The organism is uncultured Faecalibaculum sp., assembly GCF_910588395.1.
Lineage (GTDB): Bacteria > Bacillota_I > Bacilli_A > Erysipelotrichales > Erysipelotrichaceae > Faecalibaculum.
In genome coordinates this window covers 1-17,025 of record NZ_CAJUPA010000026.1, presented here as the reverse complement: position 1 = coordinate 17,025, position 17,025 = coordinate 1, and the positions used below count along the sequence as shown (strand labels likewise).

Genomic DNA, 17,025 nt, shown 5'->3' with positions numbered 1-17,025 from the left:
CATATTGGTTTCTTTGCCGATGGAAGGCAGGGCGTGCCAGGGCTCGGGATGCCCGTGGCTATACGGCATACCGGGCATTGTACCGGTCCATTTCATACCCCGCAAGAATCCCACCTGCCAGAAACAGAAGGGCAATCAGGGACATCTGTCCGAAGGGGATGATGACCAGGGTAGCTGCCAGAACCAGACCGGTCATGGCGTGCATGGCCGGGGAATACTTCGTTTCAAACAGATGATTCACAACCCGGCTGAGGAGGATCACTGTGAGCAAAGCCCCCAGCACCGAAGGAAGGATGGTCCCGGCCTGAAAGCTGCTGAGTCCTGCCAGAAAAGGCACGTACAGTCCCAGAGGCATGAGCAGCGTGGAGAATGACAGCCCCGGTGCAATGATGCTCAGGGCGGCGCAGATGCCGCAGAAGATGTACCAGAACCAGTTGGGGACAATGGTGATTCTGGCCAGCTGCAGTCCGGTCAGCAGCAGAATCGTCACGATGAATGCGGCCCACAGACAGGTCCAGTCACCTGGATGGCTGCCCCGGCTTCCGGCGTCCCGGAGCAGTCCGGGGATCATGCCCAGGATCAGCCCGGCAAAGAGGCAGACAGAAGGGGCGGGATATTTGTCCAGCAGGACGGAGAGGATCCTGGCCACCCCCAGGAAACCGCAGACGCCCCCGACGAATACCGGAAGCAGCGGTTTCCAGAGAGCGGGTCTGGAGAACAGCAGACGGGGATTGGCCAGCAGTTCCATCACCGGCTGATATATACCGAATACCACGCACAGGACGCCGCCGGAGATGCCTGGAAGTACGGCTCCCAGTCCGATCAGCAGCCCCTGTCCAAAGCGCAACCACCATGGAGATTTCATCTTGTGATCATCCTTTCGCAATGGGTTCATTTTACGGAAGGAAGCAGATCTGCTCCAGAGACTTGCATGTTAAATATTTGTAAGGGAGCCTGCGGCTTGCAGGTGAAGAGAAATCTGTTCTTTACATTGACAGCCGGTGGTGATTTTGCAGGCGGCCCCTGGATCTGGATTAATCCTGTACACCGCAAAAAACGGAGATTCTGCTTATTCAGCAGCGTCTCCGTTTTTTTCCTTTTCTTTCTCCTCTTTCAGCTTCATGTTCTCCTTCACGGAGTCCTCCATGCCCTTGAGGGTCCGCTTCAGGTTGCTTCTGGCGAAAATCTTCTGGAATCCGCGCACAGGCTTGCTCATTTTGCCCACATCGTTGTAATCCTCGGAATAGGTCACCCGGATGTAATCTCCCTCCTCGTCCCCTTCTTCGCTGAGTTTCTCGATCTCATAGCGGATAATGGTGTAGCTGTCATTGCCGCCCTCAAAACGGGCTTCATACACCAGCGGGCGTTCCAGCTCCGTCACCGTAACCTTCACCGCCACACCCTTCTGCCCTTTGGCATTGGTCTTGATGCGCTTGCGGTAGTTGGTCCCCTTTTTGAAATTCGCAGGACGGACCGTCTTGCCCGTACTCTGCTTGATATCGTAAATGACACTTTCAATCAGCATGTCGAACAGCGCCTCTGCCGGCACATTCATCACTCTGCTCGCCTTGATCATAGTCCGTTCACCTCATCGTTTTCCTTGACTTTGGTTATTTTATCAGAGAACAGGCTTAAACGCACTCTCCGTTTTCGCTGTCCGGAAAACACAGAAAAGCGGCTCCGCAACGGGAACCGCTTTGCTTATATGACAGGTCTTAGATCTCCACGATCCGCATCATGTTCGTGGATCCGGAACCTACCGGATACCCTGCAACAACAACGATCTGATCGCCCTTGTTGAAGCCATAGCTCTGGGCAATGGTTTTCGCCAGGTTTACATCGTTTTCCGGGGAGTTCTGAATCTCGGATACATAGGGGAATACACCGAAGGTCGGCAGCAGAGAGCGCTGTGTCACTTCATCGAAGCATACCGCAATGATGGGTGCTTCCGGACGGAACTTCGCAAGACGCTTGGCGGAGTTGCCGGACTGTGTGAAGCAGACAATGGCCTTGATGTCCAGATCCAGCGCTGTATCGGCAACGGAGATCGCAATGGCATCGTTGTTGGTCCGTGCACTGGACTTGATGGAGTTCTTCAGAATGTCCTTGTAGGGAATCATCGGCTCGATGGCGTTGGCAATCTTGGTCATCGTGTGGATGGATTCTGCGGGATACAGACCGGCGGCGGTTTCACCGGAGGTCATGATCGCATCTGTACCATCCATGATGGCGTTAGCCACGTCGCTGGCCTCCGCACGGGTCGGCCGGGGGTTGCCCTGCATGCTTTCCAGCATGTGAGTGGCGGTGATGACCGGCTTGCCCATTTCGTTGGCAATCTTGATCATCTGTTTCTGATAGATGGGGACATACTCCAGAGATACATTTACACCCAGATCGCCACGGGCAACCATGACACCATCGGATACTTCCAGAATGTCGCGCAGGTTGTCAAAGCCTTCCTGGTTTTCGATCTTCGGGATGATCTGGATCCGGTCCTTGCCTTCGTCGATCAGAATCTTCCGGATCGCCAGTACATCTTCCCGCCGGCGCACGAAGGATGCGGCAATGTAGTCAACATCGTTCTGGGCACCGAAGCGGATGTCGGCTTCATCCTTGGGGGAGATGAAGGGCATGGACAGAATGACACCGGGCACGTTGCAGCCCTTGTTGGATTTCAGGAAGTGGGGATTGGCCACAACACCCTGGATTTCCTTGCCAGGAACCACATCGGTGATATCCACGCGCATCTTGCCGTCATCCATCAGGATATAATCACCGGCTTTGACGTCGTTGAACAGTTCCGGGCAGCGGATCTGGAATTTTTCCTTCGTGCCGAGTACATCCTCGTTCACGATGGTGACTTTGTCGCCTTCGGAAAAGTCCACGCCTCCGTTCTCAAAGTTGCCCAGACGGATTTCCGGGCCTTTGGTGTCCAGCAGAATGCCAATGGGCTTGTTCAGCTCTTTGGAGACATTGCGCACCATTTTAATCCGGTCGCCCTGTTCTTCATAGCTTCCGTGAGAGAAGTTCAGACGGGCGATGTTCATTCCTTCATTGACCAGTTTCTTGATCATTTCAGGATTTTCGCTGGCAGGTCCGATCGTGCAGACGATCTTCGTTTTCTTTTCCATAAAACCTCTTCCTTCTTCGATTCGATTCCCTTTTTGATAAAACTTTCCGGTTTATCCCAGACGCTCGAACAGGTTGGTCAGCGGCTTTCGGCTCTCCGCAGGCATGCACAGGGCTTTCTCAATGGGGAAGGCCTGTACAACGTTTTCCCTGATCGACACGCACTGGCCGCCAATTCCCTGCATCAGCAGGTCCACGGCCTTTTCGCCCATCTGGCTTGCCAGCATACGGTCGAAGGGACAGGGAGATCCTCCCCGCTGAATATGACCGAGTACGGTTGCCCTGCCGGAAAATCCGGTATTCAGGGAAATCTTTTTGGCTAACTGATGCACGTCAGTGATCTTCTCACTGATGACGATAATCGCATGCTTTTTCTTGCGAATCAAGTCTAAATCCCGAAGTCTGTCAAGGATTTCCTGCTCGTCAAAACCGGTCTCGCTGGTGACAATGATCTCCGCTCCGGTGGCGATTCCCGACCACAGAGCCAGGTCGCCGCAGCGGTTGCCCATAACTTCCACGATGGAACAGCGGTGATGGGAGTTGGAGGTATCCTTCAGTTTATCTATGGCATCTACAATCGTTTCCAGAGCTGTCTGGAAACCGATTGTGTAATCCGTGCAGGTAATGTCATTGTCGATCGTTCCCGGCAGCCCGATGCAGTTGATGCCCATGTGGGTCAGTTCCAGGGCGCCCCGGTAGGAGCCGTCGCCGCCAATGACCACCACAGCTTCGATTCCCCGCTTCTGCAGCTGCCGCACGGCTTTTTTCCGGACATCTTCATCCTTGAATTCCGGCAGTCTGGCAGACCCGAGTATGGTACCGCCGCGGTTCACGATATCGCTTACGCTTTCCTTTGTAAGCGGTTCAATATATCCCTCAACCATGCCTTTGTATCCATTGTAGATTCCAAAGACCTCAAGGCCGCTGTTGATCCCGACTCTTGTCACGGCGCGGATCGCGGCGTTCATTCCGGGGGAGTCGCCTCCGGACGTAAGGATTCCGATTCGCTTGATCATAGATCCTCCTTTGGAAACATATGTTTCCCGTCGTTCATATCACCTGTATAGTACCATATTTCAGCCTTGCTGAACCGGCTGTGAACGGGGTTTGGATAGCCCGGGACCTTCAGCAGCTGGCAGCCTGAACAGATTCTTTGCTCTGTCTGCAGGATGGGCAACGCAGTCGCCTGAATCCTCTATCCTTCCTACAATAAAAACATAGCAGGACAAGGAGGAATCATCATGTTTCTGATGTCAATGGTCGCGTCTCCTATCTTCTGGGTGCTGACCGTCATCTGGTATATTCTCGTCGTCGCCGGTGCCTGGAAAATGTTCGAAAAAGCCGGCGAGGCAGGCTGGAAAGCCATCATCCCCATCTACAATATGTATATTGTGTACAAACTCTGCTGGAACACCTCGCTGTTCTGGATCTGGTTCGGAATTTCCGTATTCGCCGGCATCTTCGGCTTCCAGACCGAAACCACCACAGGATTTGCCTATATCATTTCCATGATCCTGTCACTGGTGCAGATGCTCATTCAGATTACCTGCTGCTACCGGCTGTCATTCGCCTTCGGCCACAACATCCTGTATGGTCTGGGACTGTATTTCTTCCCCTTCATTTTCACGGTGATCCTCGGATTCGGCAGTTCCACATATCAGCCCTGGCGGACAAATTCCCTGGGATTCTGATAATATTCGGCAAGCTGTCATCAAAGATACCGATTTTGATGGAGCCTCATGAACTGCCCGATTGAACGGGACAGCGAATGATGGCTCCTTTTTCCTGTTCACATTTGTAGATTGCAGGCAGTGTTTTCCTGTGTTCCAGACACAAAAGCCGTCCCCAAACAGGACGGCTGATGTGTCTGCATGAACTTGCTGGTCGGGCCAAATACACACTCCCGATAGGCATCAGACCATTACATTGCTATAACGACAGTGAACAGCACGACCGTGCTGCTTTCGAGGTTTTAATTATCCCTGTTGGGACCGCCTGATCGTGTACCGGACGACTCAGGCATTTTTTCTTCTCTGAACTGCTTCGACCAGCAGAACAGCCGCTGGAAGGCTGGCTGTTCTGCACGTCGAAGCTGTGCGCAACCTGGCCTGGATCACGCAGACACTGACCATCGAAAGCAGTAACAGCCGGTGCAGTCATTATACCTGAATCAGCATCTATATATGCATGATTCAGGTGTTTTTTGTTCATTATTTTCGATGTGACGCAAATCTTACATCTCATTCCCGTCACACCCTACAGATTCGTATCAGACACGCTGTTCCGGCCGGAGATCCAGACACAGATAGATCCATGCCCTGAGATTCTGATCATCTCTTCCCGATTCGAATGAGGTACGGCTTTTTCCTGCTTACGGAACCGCACTTATCTCTGTATCCCCTTTCGCAAAAAGAACTTCTGACGCAACAGCGAAGCAGAAGTTCTTTTTTCTTGCAAACCATCTGACCTGAAAGGGATTTCAGGATTTCTGCTTAATAGTGACGGAATTTCATCAATTGATGATACATTCAGGGGCAGTTTGTGCCTGATTCTGAAAGTAATTTCTAAATCATAGTTTTGAATTGAAATTAATTTCTGTAACCGTATACTTACTTCTGCACAAGGCGCCGGGGCTTCAAATCGGCCCGGTGACCATTGGATGGCACGAATTCCCGCCATCTTCCCTGCCCTGTCCGCGTTCGGACAGGACTTTGGGGAAACTGAAAAAAAACAGAAAAAGGAGAGAAACAACATGAGAAATCTGGAAAAGTACGAAGGTGTCATTCCTGCCTTCTATGCCTGCTACGACGAAAACGGAAATATTTCTGAACAGGGCGTTCAGGATCTGACCAAATACTTCATCGAAAAAGGCGTGAAGGGCGTATACGTAAACGGCTCCAGCGGCGAATGCATCTACCAGACAGTACCTGAACGGAAAAAGGTGCTGGAAAACGTCATGAAGGCCAACGACGGTTCCCTGACCGTCATTGCCCACGTAGCCTGCAACTCCACGGAAGAAAGCCAGGAACTGGCCCGCCATGCAGAAAGCCTGGGCGTGGATGCCATTGCAGCCATTCCCCCCATTTACTTCAAGCTCCCGGAACACGCCATCGCGAAATACTGGAACGACATCTCCGATGCGGCTCCCAACACAGATTTTGTGATCTACAACATTCCCCAGCTGGCAGGCGTGGCCCTGACACCGACTCTGTACGCGGAAATGCGCAAGAACCCCAGGGTGATCGGCGTCAAGAACTCCTCGATGCCCGTTCAGGACATTCAGATGTTCTGCCAGGACGGCGGCGAGGACTACATCGTATTCAACGGACCGGATGAACAGTTCATCTCCGGCCGGATCATCGGTGCAAAAGGTGGCATCGGCGGCACCTACGGTGTAATGCCCGAACTGTTCCTGAAGATGAACGAAGCCCTGGCAGACAAGAATCTGGAACTGGCCAAAGCCATCCAGTACGACGTGAATGCCATCATCTACAAGATGTGCTCCGCTCACGGCAACATGTATGCGGTGATCAAGGCCATCCTGAAGGAAAACGAAGGTCTTAACCTGGGCAGCGTCAAGGCGCCTCTGGCTCCCCTTTGCGAAGCGGATCAGAAAGTGGTATCCGAAGCGGCTGCCATGATCCGGGAAGCAAAGAAGAAATATCTCTAAGCCGCAGCTGACCGCCTCCCAGGGCACAGCCTGACACACTGATTTCACAGACACGACACAACAGACGACACAATCAACATATAAGGAGAGACAAACATGCAGGGTTTTACAGTCATTGACTTCATCATTCTCGTTGTCTACCTGGGCGCCGTTCTCGTTGCCGGCCTGTTCTTTGCCAAGAAAGACATGAAGGGCAAGGAATATTTCAAGGGCGACGGAACCATCCCCTGGTGGGTGACATCCGTATCCATCTTCGCGACGCTGCTGTCGCCGATTTCCTTCCTGTCCCTGGCGGGCAACTCCTATGCCGGGACCTGGATCATGTGGTTTGCCCAGCTGGGAATGCTCATCGCGATTCCCCTGGCCATCCGCTTCTTCCTGCCGGTTTACGCCAAGCTGGACATCGACACCGCCTACCACTATCTGGAACTGCGCTTCGGCTCCAAAGCCCTGCGCATTCTGGGCGCCGTGATGTTCATCGTGTATCAGATCGGGCGCATGTCCATCATCATGTACCTGCCCTGCATGGTGCTGGCCAGCCTGACAGGCATCAGCGTGAACCTCCTGATTCTGGTCATGGGTGTCATCGCCATCATCTATTCCTACACCGGCGGTCTGAAATCCGTTCTCTGGACTGACTTCATTCAGGGCACCGTGCTGATCGTGGGCATTGTATTCGCCCTGATCTTCCTGCTGTGCACCATTGACGGCGGCTTCGGCGCTGTATGGAACGCACTGACTGCCGAGCACAAGTTCCTGATGCCCGACCAGCCGATTTTCGATGCCAACATCCTTCGTGATTCCGTATTCCTGATGATCGTAGGCGCGGGCCTGAACACTCTGGGATCCTACGTATCCAGCCAGGACATCGTGCAGCGATTCACCACCACCACCGACACAAAACAGCTGAACAAGATGATGCGCGGCAACGGTCTGCTCTCCATCGGTCTGGCTACTGTGTTCTATCTGATCGGCACCGGTCTGTATGTGTTCTATCAGCAGAACCCCCTGCCCCCTGCAGCGGCGCAGGACCAGATCTTCGCCTCCTACATCGCATTCGAGCTGCCCGTGGGCATCACCGGTCTGCTGCTGGCTGCGATCTATGCAGCGGCTCAGTCCACTCTGTCCACCGGTCTGAACTCCGTGGCTTCTTCCTGGACCCTGGACATTCAGTCCCGTCTGTCGAAGAAGGAAATGAGCTTCGAAAAGCAGACGAAGATTGGTCAGTACGTATCCCTCTTCGTGGGCATCTTCTCCATCGTGGTGGCCATTGTGCTGGCACAGGGCGGCGTGACTTCCGCTTACGAGTGGTTCAACGGCTTCATGGGCCTGGTGCTGGGCATTCTGGTGGGCATCTTCATTCTGGGTGTCTTCTTCCGCAGTGCCAACACCTTCGGTGCCTTCGCCGGCTTCATCGCATCCTCCGTTGTCATGGTTGCAATCAAGTACGGTGGCGCGGATGTATCCATCTGGTCCTATTCTCTGATCTCCATCGCAGTGTGCCTGGCTGTGGGTCTGCCCTGCAGCTGGCTCTATGACAAAGTCACTGGTCACGTCAGCGATGCCCCGGCTTTCACGGTATTCGGTGACTTCCGCAAAAAGAAGGAAGCGAAGTCCGAAAGCCTGGGACGTCCCGCTGCCGGAGGCGAAGCTGCATGATCTTCGGCACGCTGAGAAATCATGACACCGAAAGCCTGCAGCAGGCGTTCGGTCCGGTGAGTGCCGGTGTGCAGGAAGCCCTGGACTGGGCTGCGGGCCACGATCTGGCTGCACTGCCCTGCGGACAGCACGCCATTGACGGCGACCGGCTGTTCGTGAATGTGGTGGAATACGAAACAAAGCAGCCGGAAGAACGGTTCTGGGAAGCCCACAAGGCGTACCTGGATGTCCACGTGACCATCTCCGGCCGGGAACAGATCGACATGAACTTTCTCGGAAACCTGGCGTGCGGTGTGTATCAGCCGGAAGGCGACTTCCAGCCGGCGGACGGCGGCAAGAATGCATCTGTCATGATGCAGCCCGGCGACTTCCTGGTCTGCTTCCCGCAAGATGCCCACCGCACGGCGGTCGCCTGCGGCGGCAAGCCGGAAACAGTGAAAAAGGCCATCTTCAAGGTCAGGATCGACTGATCCCCGGCGCCTTTCAGATTGTTGCTGAAAGGCGCCGTTTTTCGAAATACAAGAAATACAATGACAACAGATATGTGACAGGAGGAAACAGTCATGAACAACATCATCTGCATTGATCTGGGAGGAACCGCCATCAAGTACGGCGTGCTGAACACCGAAGGAGACGTGCTTCACACAGCCGAAACCCCCACAGAAGCCGCCAGAGGAGCCGAAGCCCTGACGGAAAAACTGCGGACCATCGTCCGGGAAATGCTGCAGAAAGCCCCGGATGCTGCGGGCATTGCCGTCTCCACCGCCGGGGTGGTCAACTCCGACGAAGCATCCATTCTTCACGCCACCGATGCGATCCCCGGCTGGAAAGGAACCAGCCTCCGGCAGGAACTGTCCGAATTCAATCTGCCGGTGGAAGCGGAAAACGATGTCAACTGCGCCGGGCTGGCAGAATACGCCACAGGCAGCGCAGCCGGCGCGAAATCCGCCCTGGTGATGACCGTCGGCACGGGCATCGGCGGCTGCTTTATTGAAGAAGGCCATCTGCTCAACGGTCATACCTATTCCGCCTGCGAAGTGGGCTATCTGCCGGTGGAAGGCAGGCCTTTCCAGGATCTGGCCGCCACCAGTGTTCTCAGTGCCAATGTGGCCCGCATGAAAGGCGGTACCCCGCAGGAATGGAACGGCCGGCAGATCTTCGCGGCTGCCGCTGCGGGGGACGCACAGTGTCAGGAAGCCATTGACGAAATGTGCCGGATCCTGGGCGCCGGCATTGCCGGACTGTGCTTTGTCCTGAACCCGGAAGTGGTGGTGCTGGGCGGTGGCATCATGGCTCAGGAAGCCGTGCTGCGCAAGCCCATCGAAGCTTCCTTCCGCCGGTACTCCATTCCTCTGGTGGCAGATGCCACCCGGATCGAGTTCGCCGGTCACCAGAATGCCGCGGGCATGAAGGGCGCGCTGGTGAACTTCATGAACCGTCATCCTGAACTGACATGAGTGGTGCACCGGGCGAACTGCCTGTGAATGGTGCTGCCTGTCCGGTATCAGGTACTATACTGGCAACAGGGGTGATCTCCATGCAGTACAAGGAAAAATCAGCCATTCCGCTCATTGAAGCGGCCTACTCCGGCATGACCCAGACCGAAAAGCTTATTGCGAAGTGGTTTCTGGAGGAAAACGAACCGGCAGACTCTTCGCTGAAAGCCATGGCCCGGCTGCTGGCGGTATCCGAAGCCACGCTGGTGCGGTTTGCCAAGAAATGCGGATTCAAAGGCTACCGGGAATTCATGTATCAGTACGAGCGCAGTCTGAATGCGTCAAAACCGGATCCCCGGGTCAATGAATCCACCCTGCAGGTGCTCGATGCCTACCAGGATCTGCTCACCAAAAGCTACAGTCTCATTGACGAAGAACAGATCTGCCGGGTGGCGCAGATGATCTCCGACGCCGGCAGGGTGTACGTCAGCGGTCTGGGATCTTCAGGCATCGCCGCGAAGGAAATGGCCAGCCGGTTCATGCGGGTGGGCGTGGGCATCGAAGCCTGCAGCGACGTGGACACCATGCGCATGCTCTCCGTGTTCCGCTCCCCGGATGATCTGGTCATCGGTCTGTCGCTGTCCGGATCCCGGAAAGAGTTTCTGGAGCATCTGACAGTGGCCAGGGAGCGGGGCGCAAAAACACTGCTCATCACCTCCAGCAGCAAGGAAGATCTGTCCCATCTGGCAGACGAAGTGGTCCTGGTGCCTTCTCTGGTACACATGAACCACGGCCATTTCATCTCCCCGCAGTTTCCCCTGCTGGTGATGACCGACATTCTCTATGCCGCCTACATGCGGCAGAACCGGGACTTCAAGAAGAGCCTTCACGAGCAGACACTGGAAGCCCTGCACAAAAACCGCCGGGAGACATCCTGATGCAGGACGATGCGGCGGTCATGGAAAGGACACAGATTTTGACAAAGAAACGAATTCTCTGCTTCGGAGACTCCAACACCTGGGGCTTCTCCCCCGCAGACGGCCACCGGCAGGAAAAGCGCTGGACCAGATCTCTGGATCTGGATGCGGAAATCCTGGAAGAGGGTCTCAACAGCCGGAACGCCATGTGCAAAGACCCCCACATGCCGGAGAAATGCGGCTTTGATGCCTGGAAAATGATGCTCATGTCCCACAAGCCCCTGGATGCAGTGGTGCTCATGCTGGGGACCAACGATCTGAAATCCACCTATCACTGCTCCGCCCGCTACATCGCCAATGGTCTGCGGGAGTATGTCCGGGAGTGGATGAACCCCACGCTGTATGAAGGCTTCACACAGCCGAAACTCCTGGTGGTCTGCCCCATTCTGCTGGGGGAGAACTTGCCGGAACTGGAAGGCGAAGGCGGCGGATTCGATGCGTATTCCCTTCAGCAGTCCCGGCTGCTGACCAGGGAGATCCATCAGGCCCTGGAGCCCTATCCCGTGACGATTCTGGACGCCCAGGACTATGCCGCAGCCTCCAGTCTGGACGGCTTGCACATGGATGCGGAAAACCATCGGAAACTGGCAGCAGCCATCAGCGGCAGCCTGCGCCGGATGCTGGAAGAGGACTGAACGCCGGCCCCATCCGGTCCAGCCACAGGCGCTTTCCGGATCATACAGCGAAAACTGAAACAGGCAGTGTCTGCCTCGTTCCCCTGTCATCAGGAGGACCCGACGGACACTGCCTGTTTTGCTGTATGGCATCTGTCTGGTTGATCAGTCAGTCTGCCGGCTTTCGCACCCGCTTTCGGAATGCCGGAAAAAATCAGCTCTCCTGCGCCGCTTCCAGCGCCAGGATCTGTGCCTGCAGCCGTTCCAGCTCCGGCACCGGAATCCCCAGAGACCGGGCCATGGGCACCACCGTGCCCGAGAACAGACACAGCTCGGTCTTCCGTCCCGCCCGGATGTCCTGCGCCATGCTGGGCATCGCAGCCGGATCCAGCTCTTCGCATACCCGCAGCCACCGCTGGATGTCTTCCTGACCCAGACCGATTCCCTGCGCAGCCGCCGTCTGCCGGACTTCTTCCATCACCCGAACAAACAGATCCCGGTGCTCACCCGCCGCGCCGCCATAGCCGCAGCCGTACACCGCGCAGATCTGATTCACCCCGCAGTTGAGCATCAGTTTGTTCCACTGCTCCCGGACAATGTCATCACACACCCGGCAGGGCATCCCCATGGAAGCAAAGAACGTTCGGAGCTGCTCAATGGCCTCCCGCTGACCCGGACCGTCTTCCCCGATCAGAATCTCGCCGATGTGACTGTACCGGCACGCCCCGTTCAGATACACCGTATCCATTCCCTGCACAATGCTGCGGATCACGGTATTCTCCGGAAACCGCCTGCGGACGGTTTCTTCGCTGGTGATCCCGTTAAGACACGACAGAATCAGCGTATTCTGTCCCACAAACGGTGCGATCTCCTCCAGGGCTTCCTCCAGCTGCCCGGCCTTGGTCATGATCAGCACCAGATCCGCAAACCCGGATTCCCCGGCTGCCTCCTCCGGACTCCGGTACGCAAACCGGCGCCCGGTGCCATTGACCATCACCGGGTGCTGCCGGTACCGGGTGATGCGCTCTGCATCCGCAATGAACACCGGCTCAATGCCATGATCCTGCATCCGGGAACCGTACAGCAGCCCGATCGCCCCGCGCCCGGCCACCGCCACCCGCGCCAGCCGTCCGGATATTCTCCCTGCCGGATCCGTCATGCAGCCTCCACTTCCGTGACCTCTCCCACAAACATCCGGTGGAAGTCAAAATCCGCGTAGAACCGCTGCCGGACATCCTGCCCAATGCACCCGGGATCCATCCCCTGCTGATACATCTTCCGGCAGATCAGCGTCATCTTCGCCTGGGCAAATCCCATCACCTGATGATCTTCCCCCACCGGCACCGGCGTCAGTTTCGTCATGGCAATCTTGTTCTCATCCCGCCCGGAGACCGTTCCCAGGATCCCCAGGTCCTTCTTCCATTCCTCATCGAAAAACGAAATCGAAAACCAGTCGTATTTCTCCAGAAACGCCAGCGTGTACCGGGACTCCCGGACATACACCGTCGCCGCGGGCCTGCCCCACAGCGTCCCCAGCATCCCCCAGCTGATCGTCATCGTGTTGAAATCATCCGCAGTTCCCGCCGTCAGCAGCGCCCAGTTCCGGTCAAACAGCGTAAACGGATCCACCCGGATCATGCCTGAGTCTCCCCTTTCACCAGCGCATCCAGCGCACGCAGCATGTTCTCCGGATCCAGCTTCGGCTTCACTTTCTCCCCTGCTTCCAGGATCACACCATCCGGCCCGATGAGAAAACTCGAACGTACCGTGCCGAAGTACTTCTTCCCGTACATGGATTTCTCCTTCCACACATCATACAGCTCGTTGACTTTGTGCTCCGGATCCGACAGCAGGATCAGATTCAGATCCTGCTTCTCGATGAACTTCCGGTGACTCGCCGGGGAATCTTTCGAGATCCCGATTACAACCGCATTCTTTCCCTCGAATTCCGTCTTCAGCTCTGTATACCCCTTCGCCTGCGTCGTGCACCCCGAGGTATTGTCCTTCGGATAAAAATACAGCACCACCGGTCGGCCCCGGAAACTGCTCAGTGTCACCGGATTGCCATCCTGGTCCTCCAGCGTGAAATCCGGCGCCATGGTCCCTGCTTCAATCATGTTCATTCCTCCTTGTTCTCACCGCAGTCCGTCTGTGCTGCTGCCGATGCCGCCCCCTGCGGGCTGCGGATGCCCGGGCATGGATCGGCACGGGGCAAACGGAATGGGTCTTCATACTTCAGAAGTATACAGAATCGCCGAAAGTTTTTGGAACATTCAAAGGAATGCGGTACGATGAGCGCGTATTGAAGGTCAGGAAAGACAGGGAGGATATTATGAGCGGATTTTTTGGTGTGGCTTCCACGCAGAGCTGTGTTCTGGATCTCTTCTTCGGCACGGACTACCATTCGCACCTGGGTACCAGACGGGCGGGGATGACGGTGTACGGGAAGGAGCACGGGTTTGAACGGGCGATCCACAACATCGAGAACACGCCGTTCCGGACGAAGTTCGACAAGGATCTGGCGAAGTTCCGGGGAAATCTGGGGATTGGCTGCATTTCGGATTTCGAGGCGCAGCCGCTGCTGATGCATTCTCATCTGGGGAGCTATGCGATCACGACGGTGGGCCGGATCAACAATCTGGAGGAGCTGAAGGATCTCTGTTTCGAGGCGGGAATGACGCATTTTCTGGAGATGAGCTCCGGGGGGATCAATCCCACGGAGCTGGTGGCAGCGATGATCAGTCTGAAGGATTCATTTCTGGAGGGATTGCAGTTTGTGCAGGAGAAAGTCAGGGGTTCTCTGTCGATTCTGCTGCTGACGCCGGAGGGACTCTGGGCGGCCAGAGACCGGCTGGGGCGCACGCCGGTGATCATCGGGCACAAGGAAACGGGATACTGTGTGACGTTTGAGAGCAGTGCGTTTCTGAATCTGGGGTATGAGCCTGTGCGGGATCTGGGGCCGGGTGAGATTGTGTTCGTGGCGCCGGACCGGCTGAATGTGATGCAGGAGCCGCTGGAGGACATGCGGATCTGTTCTTTTCTGTGGGTGTACTATGGCTATCCCACGAGTACGTATGAAGGTGTGAATGTGGAGGTCATGCGCAACCGCTGCGGGCAGATTCTGGCGAAGCGGGATGCACAGGTGGAAGTGGACAGCGTGGCGGGTGTGCCGGATTCCGGTACGGCGCATGCGGTGGGCTATGCGAATGAGAAGCAGATTCCCTTCTCCCGTCCGTTCATCAAGTACACACCCACCTGGCCCCGGTCGTTCATGCCCACGGATCAGAGTCAGCGTTCGATGATTGCGAAGATGAAGCTGATTCCGGTGAAGGACCTGATCAAAGATCAGCGGCTGCTGCTGATCGATGACTCCATTGTACGGGGGACTCAGCTGGGGGAAACCACGGAGTTCCTGTATCATTCCGGGGCGAAGGAAGTGCATGTGCGGCCGGCTTGTCCGCCGATCATGTACGGTTGCAAGTTCCTGAACTTTTCCCGGTCGACGTCGGATTATGATCTGATCACGCGGCGGGTGATCCGGGATCTGGAGAAGGGCGAGCCGGATGAGGCGACGCTGAAGCGGTATGCGGATCCGGATTCGCCGGAGTATGCGGCGATGTGCGAAGAGATCCGGCGGCGGTCCCGGTTCACGACGCTGCGGTATCACCGGCTGGATGACATGATTGAGTCCATCGGGCTGCCCCGCCAGTCGCTGTGTACGTATTGCTGGAACGGCGAGGAATAAGGAAGAAATGCGGCTGCAGGCTGCAGACAGCGGCCCGGAGGCGGTTCCGGTCTGCAGAGCCGGTGGATGAAATGAAAGCGGATGGGCTGTCCCTGGCGGGTGGCCTGTCCGCTTTTTCTGCGGCGGGCAGGAGGCCGGAAACTGGAGGGATGGAGGCTGGAGGACTGGCTGGGAGGGAGAATGGATGGCTGCAGCCGGGAGGCCGGATGGGATGTCCTGAGAGAGGACCCGAGGTGGCGGGTTTTGTCGGGGAATTTCTCTTTTGTCCGCTGGTTTTGTTATGATGGTGGGGATGAGCAAGGAAAAAACAATCGCGGTAAACCGCAAGGCCAGACATGAATACGAACTGTTTGACCGCTATGAATGCGGTCTGGTGCTGCAGGGAACGGAGATCAAGTCGATTCGGCAGGGCAAGGTGAATCTGAAGGACAGCTATGTGTCGATCCGGAAGGGACAGGCGGTGATCAAGGGCATGCACATTTCTCCCTATGCTTTTGGAAACCGGTTCAATCATGATGAGACCCGGGACCGGCAGCTGCTGCTGCACAAGCGGGAGATTCTGAAGCTGGATCAGGCGACACGGATCAAGGGCTATACCCTGGTGCCGGTCCGGCTGTATCTGTCCAAAGGTCTGGCGAAGCTGGAGATCGCGCTGGCAAAGGGCAAGGATCTGCATGACAAGCGGGAGAGTGCAAAGGCCCGGGATGCGAAGCGGGAGATTGAAAAGGCAATGAAAACCCGGATGCGGTAGATTCCGGCTGTCTGCAGTCCGGATGGTCCTAGGAACGGAAGGCGGCATGGTTCATGCGCTCCGGGTCCCTGGATGGCGGATGACCGGGGCATGAGACAGGTGGTATGTTACTGACAGTCGTGTGACAGACGGTCCGGGCAGGCAATGGACATCAGATGCTGAATTGTGGTAAAATCATTGTCCATGGGGGTGTTCAGGCATTCGATGTACAGATGTCTGGATCCTGCTGCAGCCGGGTGGTTCCGTCAAAGACCAAACCTAAAGCGAAACGCTAGAAACAACAACTACGGCCAGATGGCCTTTGCTGCTTAATTAAAGAGAACGTATCTCTTGCAGCCCCTCTGGCGGCCTGTCATCGGCTGCCACTGTGTGTAAAACCTGAATGACTAAGTCCGCTGTCCGGCAGGCAGCGGTACCGACAATTGCGCCAACCCTTCATCTGTGGCTGTCCATGCCGTAAGATGAAGCGTACAAAGATGGACTAAGCTGTAGAGGCAGAATCGTGGGACGCTGTGCAGACAGGAGTTCGATTCTCCTCACCTCCACCATGGAAAACAAATCCGAACACAGACGTAACAGGATTGATTATAAATGGCAATCACCTTTGGTTCGTGATTATCAGAGACCTCGGAGAAATCTGAGGTCTTTTTTTTACATTTTACATACGGAGGTCCTGGCTGCCTGATATGCCTGCCTGCCGGAGGAAGGCACATCAAACTGGCCATGGACTTGGTATGAATCGTATTTGTCAAAGCCGTTGCTCTGCCTGTTCCGGACGCCGGCTTCCATCTGAACATGGGTCAATTCAGTAAATATCAGGCATTTTCACGCACATTCTGACTGTTTTCCCTCTTTTTGAGCGATTCAGCCGGTTCAGAAAGGCTTTTCCCTGCGTCACGGCGTTGATCAGATCGTCTTTCAGCTGCCGGAAACTCCCGGAGCCCTTCCGAAACCACAGCTTCATTCTTCCGGTCCGGCTGAATCAGCAGCAATCGAGTAGAGAGGAACAGGTTAGTGCTGCCCCTCCCTCTCACACCACCGTAC

At 55.8% G+C, this 17,025-nt stretch carries 17 protein-coding genes and 1 other RNA gene; 10 read left to right on the top strand and 8 right to left on the bottom strand.

The genetic code is table 11. The annotated features are described in order from the left end of the window. Nucleotides 1-58 precede the first annotated feature (58 nt). The 4 genes from QZ305_RS08090 to pfkA form a co-directional block, all read right to left on the bottom strand. Nucleotides 59-865 carry a DUF368 domain-containing protein gene (locus QZ305_RS08090; RefSeq protein ID WP_294731222.1) on the bottom strand — a complete coding sequence of 269 codons (807 nt, stop codon included), beginning with the start codon at nucleotides 863-865 and terminating at the stop codon, nucleotides 59-61. Between the two features lie 204 nt (nucleotides 866-1,069). Continuing rightward, nucleotides 1,070-1,576 carry a DUF3284 domain-containing protein gene (locus QZ305_RS08085; protein WP_294731221.1) on the bottom strand — a complete coding sequence of 169 codons (507 nt, stop codon included), beginning with the start codon at nucleotides 1,574-1,576 and terminating at the stop codon, nucleotides 1,070-1,072. Nucleotides 1,577-1,715: 139 nt separating this feature from the next. Beyond that, nucleotides 1,716-3,131 (bottom strand): pyruvate kinase, encoded by a 1,416-nt coding sequence (gene pyk, locus QZ305_RS08080; RefSeq protein WP_294731220.1) that lies wholly within the window; start codon nucleotides 3,129-3,131, stop codon nucleotides 1,716-1,718. A 51-nt stretch (nucleotides 3,132-3,182) separates the two neighbouring features. Then, a complete protein-coding gene (gene pfkA, locus QZ305_RS08075) occupies nucleotides 3,183-4,145 on the bottom strand; it encodes a 6-phosphofructokinase (RefSeq protein WP_294731219.1) in 963 nt (320 codons plus the stop codon). A 225-nt stretch (nucleotides 4,146-4,370) separates the two neighbouring features. Here pfkA and QZ305_RS08070 point away from each other — a divergent pair, with 225 nt between their 5' ends. From QZ305_RS08070 to QZ305_RS08040, 7 genes are all read left to right on the top strand, one after another. Further along, nucleotides 4,371-4,820 (top strand): DUF5684 domain-containing protein, encoded by a 450-nt coding sequence (locus tag QZ305_RS08070; protein WP_294731218.1) that lies wholly within the window; start codon nucleotides 4,371-4,373, stop codon nucleotides 4,818-4,820. A 1,061-nt stretch (nucleotides 4,821-5,881) separates the two neighbouring features. Beyond that, the gene (locus QZ305_RS08065; RefSeq protein WP_294731217.1) at nucleotides 5,882-6,799 is read left to right on the top strand and encodes a dihydrodipicolinate synthase family protein; all 918 of its coding nucleotides are present in this window, start codon (nucleotides 5,882-5,884) and stop codon (nucleotides 6,797-6,799) included. Between the two features lie 96 nt (nucleotides 6,800-6,895). Next, nucleotides 6,896-8,458 (top strand): sodium:solute symporter, encoded by a 1,563-nt coding sequence (locus QZ305_RS08060; protein ID WP_294731216.1) that lies wholly within the window; start codon nucleotides 6,896-6,898, stop codon nucleotides 8,456-8,458. Beyond that, nucleotides 8,455-8,928, top strand: a complete 474-nt coding sequence (locus QZ305_RS08055) for a YhcH/YjgK/YiaL family protein (protein ID WP_294731215.1) — start codon at nucleotides 8,455-8,457, stop codon at nucleotides 8,926-8,928. The genes QZ305_RS08060 and QZ305_RS08055 overlap by 4 nt, the downstream gene beginning before the upstream one ends. 93 nt (nucleotides 8,929-9,021) lie before the next feature. Further along, the gene (locus QZ305_RS08050; RefSeq protein ID WP_294731214.1) at nucleotides 9,022-9,915 is read left to right on the top strand and encodes an ROK family protein; all 894 of its coding nucleotides are present in this window, start codon (nucleotides 9,022-9,024) and stop codon (nucleotides 9,913-9,915) included. Continuing rightward, nucleotides 9,912-10,832 (top strand): MurR/RpiR family transcriptional regulator, encoded by a 921-nt coding sequence (locus tag QZ305_RS08045; RefSeq protein ID WP_294731213.1) that lies wholly within the window; start codon nucleotides 9,912-9,914, stop codon nucleotides 10,830-10,832. Before QZ305_RS08050 ends, QZ305_RS08045 begins: the two co-directional genes overlap by 4 nt. Continuing rightward, nucleotides 10,832-11,506 (top strand): GDSL-type esterase/lipase family protein, encoded by a 675-nt coding sequence (locus QZ305_RS08040; protein ID WP_294731212.1) that lies wholly within the window; start codon nucleotides 10,832-10,834, stop codon nucleotides 11,504-11,506. Before QZ305_RS08045 ends, QZ305_RS08040 begins: the two co-directional genes overlap by 1 nt. Nucleotides 11,507-11,699: 193 nt before the next feature. Here the strand turns inward: QZ305_RS08040 and QZ305_RS08035 are convergent, their stop codons facing one another. From QZ305_RS08035 to bcp, 3 genes are read right to left on the bottom strand one after another with little or no spacing between them, the layout of a single operon-like run. Beyond that, nucleotides 11,700-12,644, bottom strand: a complete 945-nt coding sequence (locus tag QZ305_RS08035) for a ketopantoate reductase family protein (protein ID WP_294731211.1) — start codon at nucleotides 12,642-12,644, stop codon at nucleotides 11,700-11,702. Further along, nucleotides 12,641-13,123 carry a flavin reductase gene (locus QZ305_RS08030; protein WP_294731210.1) on the bottom strand — a complete coding sequence of 161 codons (483 nt, stop codon included), beginning with the start codon at nucleotides 13,121-13,123 and terminating at the stop codon, nucleotides 12,641-12,643. Before QZ305_RS08030 ends, QZ305_RS08035 begins: the two co-directional genes overlap by 4 nt. Beyond that, nucleotides 13,120-13,602 carry a thioredoxin-dependent thiol peroxidase gene (gene bcp, locus QZ305_RS08025; RefSeq protein WP_294731209.1) on the bottom strand — a complete coding sequence of 161 codons (483 nt, stop codon included), beginning with the start codon at nucleotides 13,600-13,602 and terminating at the stop codon, nucleotides 13,120-13,122. The genes QZ305_RS08030 and bcp overlap by 4 nt, the downstream gene beginning before the upstream one ends. A 215-nt stretch (nucleotides 13,603-13,817) precedes the next feature. Between bcp and QZ305_RS08020 the strand changes: the two genes are divergently transcribed. From QZ305_RS08020 to ssrA, 3 genes are all read left to right on the top strand, one after another. Continuing rightward, entirely contained in the window at nucleotides 13,818-15,230 is a 1,413-nt protein-coding gene (locus QZ305_RS08020) for an amidophosphoribosyltransferase (RefSeq protein WP_294731208.1), read from the top strand. Between the two features lie 292 nt (nucleotides 15,231-15,522). After that, the gene (gene smpB / locus QZ305_RS08015; RefSeq protein ID WP_294731207.1) at nucleotides 15,523-15,981 is read left to right on the top strand and encodes an SsrA-binding protein SmpB; all 459 of its coding nucleotides are present in this window, start codon (nucleotides 15,523-15,525) and stop codon (nucleotides 15,979-15,981) included. 185 nt (nucleotides 15,982-16,166) lie between these two features. Beyond that, nucleotides 16,167-16,529, top strand: a transfer-messenger RNA (tmRNA) gene (gene ssrA / locus QZ305_RS08010). Nucleotides 16,530-16,796: 267 nt separating this feature from the next. Here ssrA and QZ305_RS08005 read toward each other — a convergent pair. Continuing rightward, the coding region (locus QZ305_RS08005; protein WP_294731206.1) for a hypothetical protein at nucleotides 16,797-17,025 on the bottom strand (229 nt) is incomplete at its 5' end.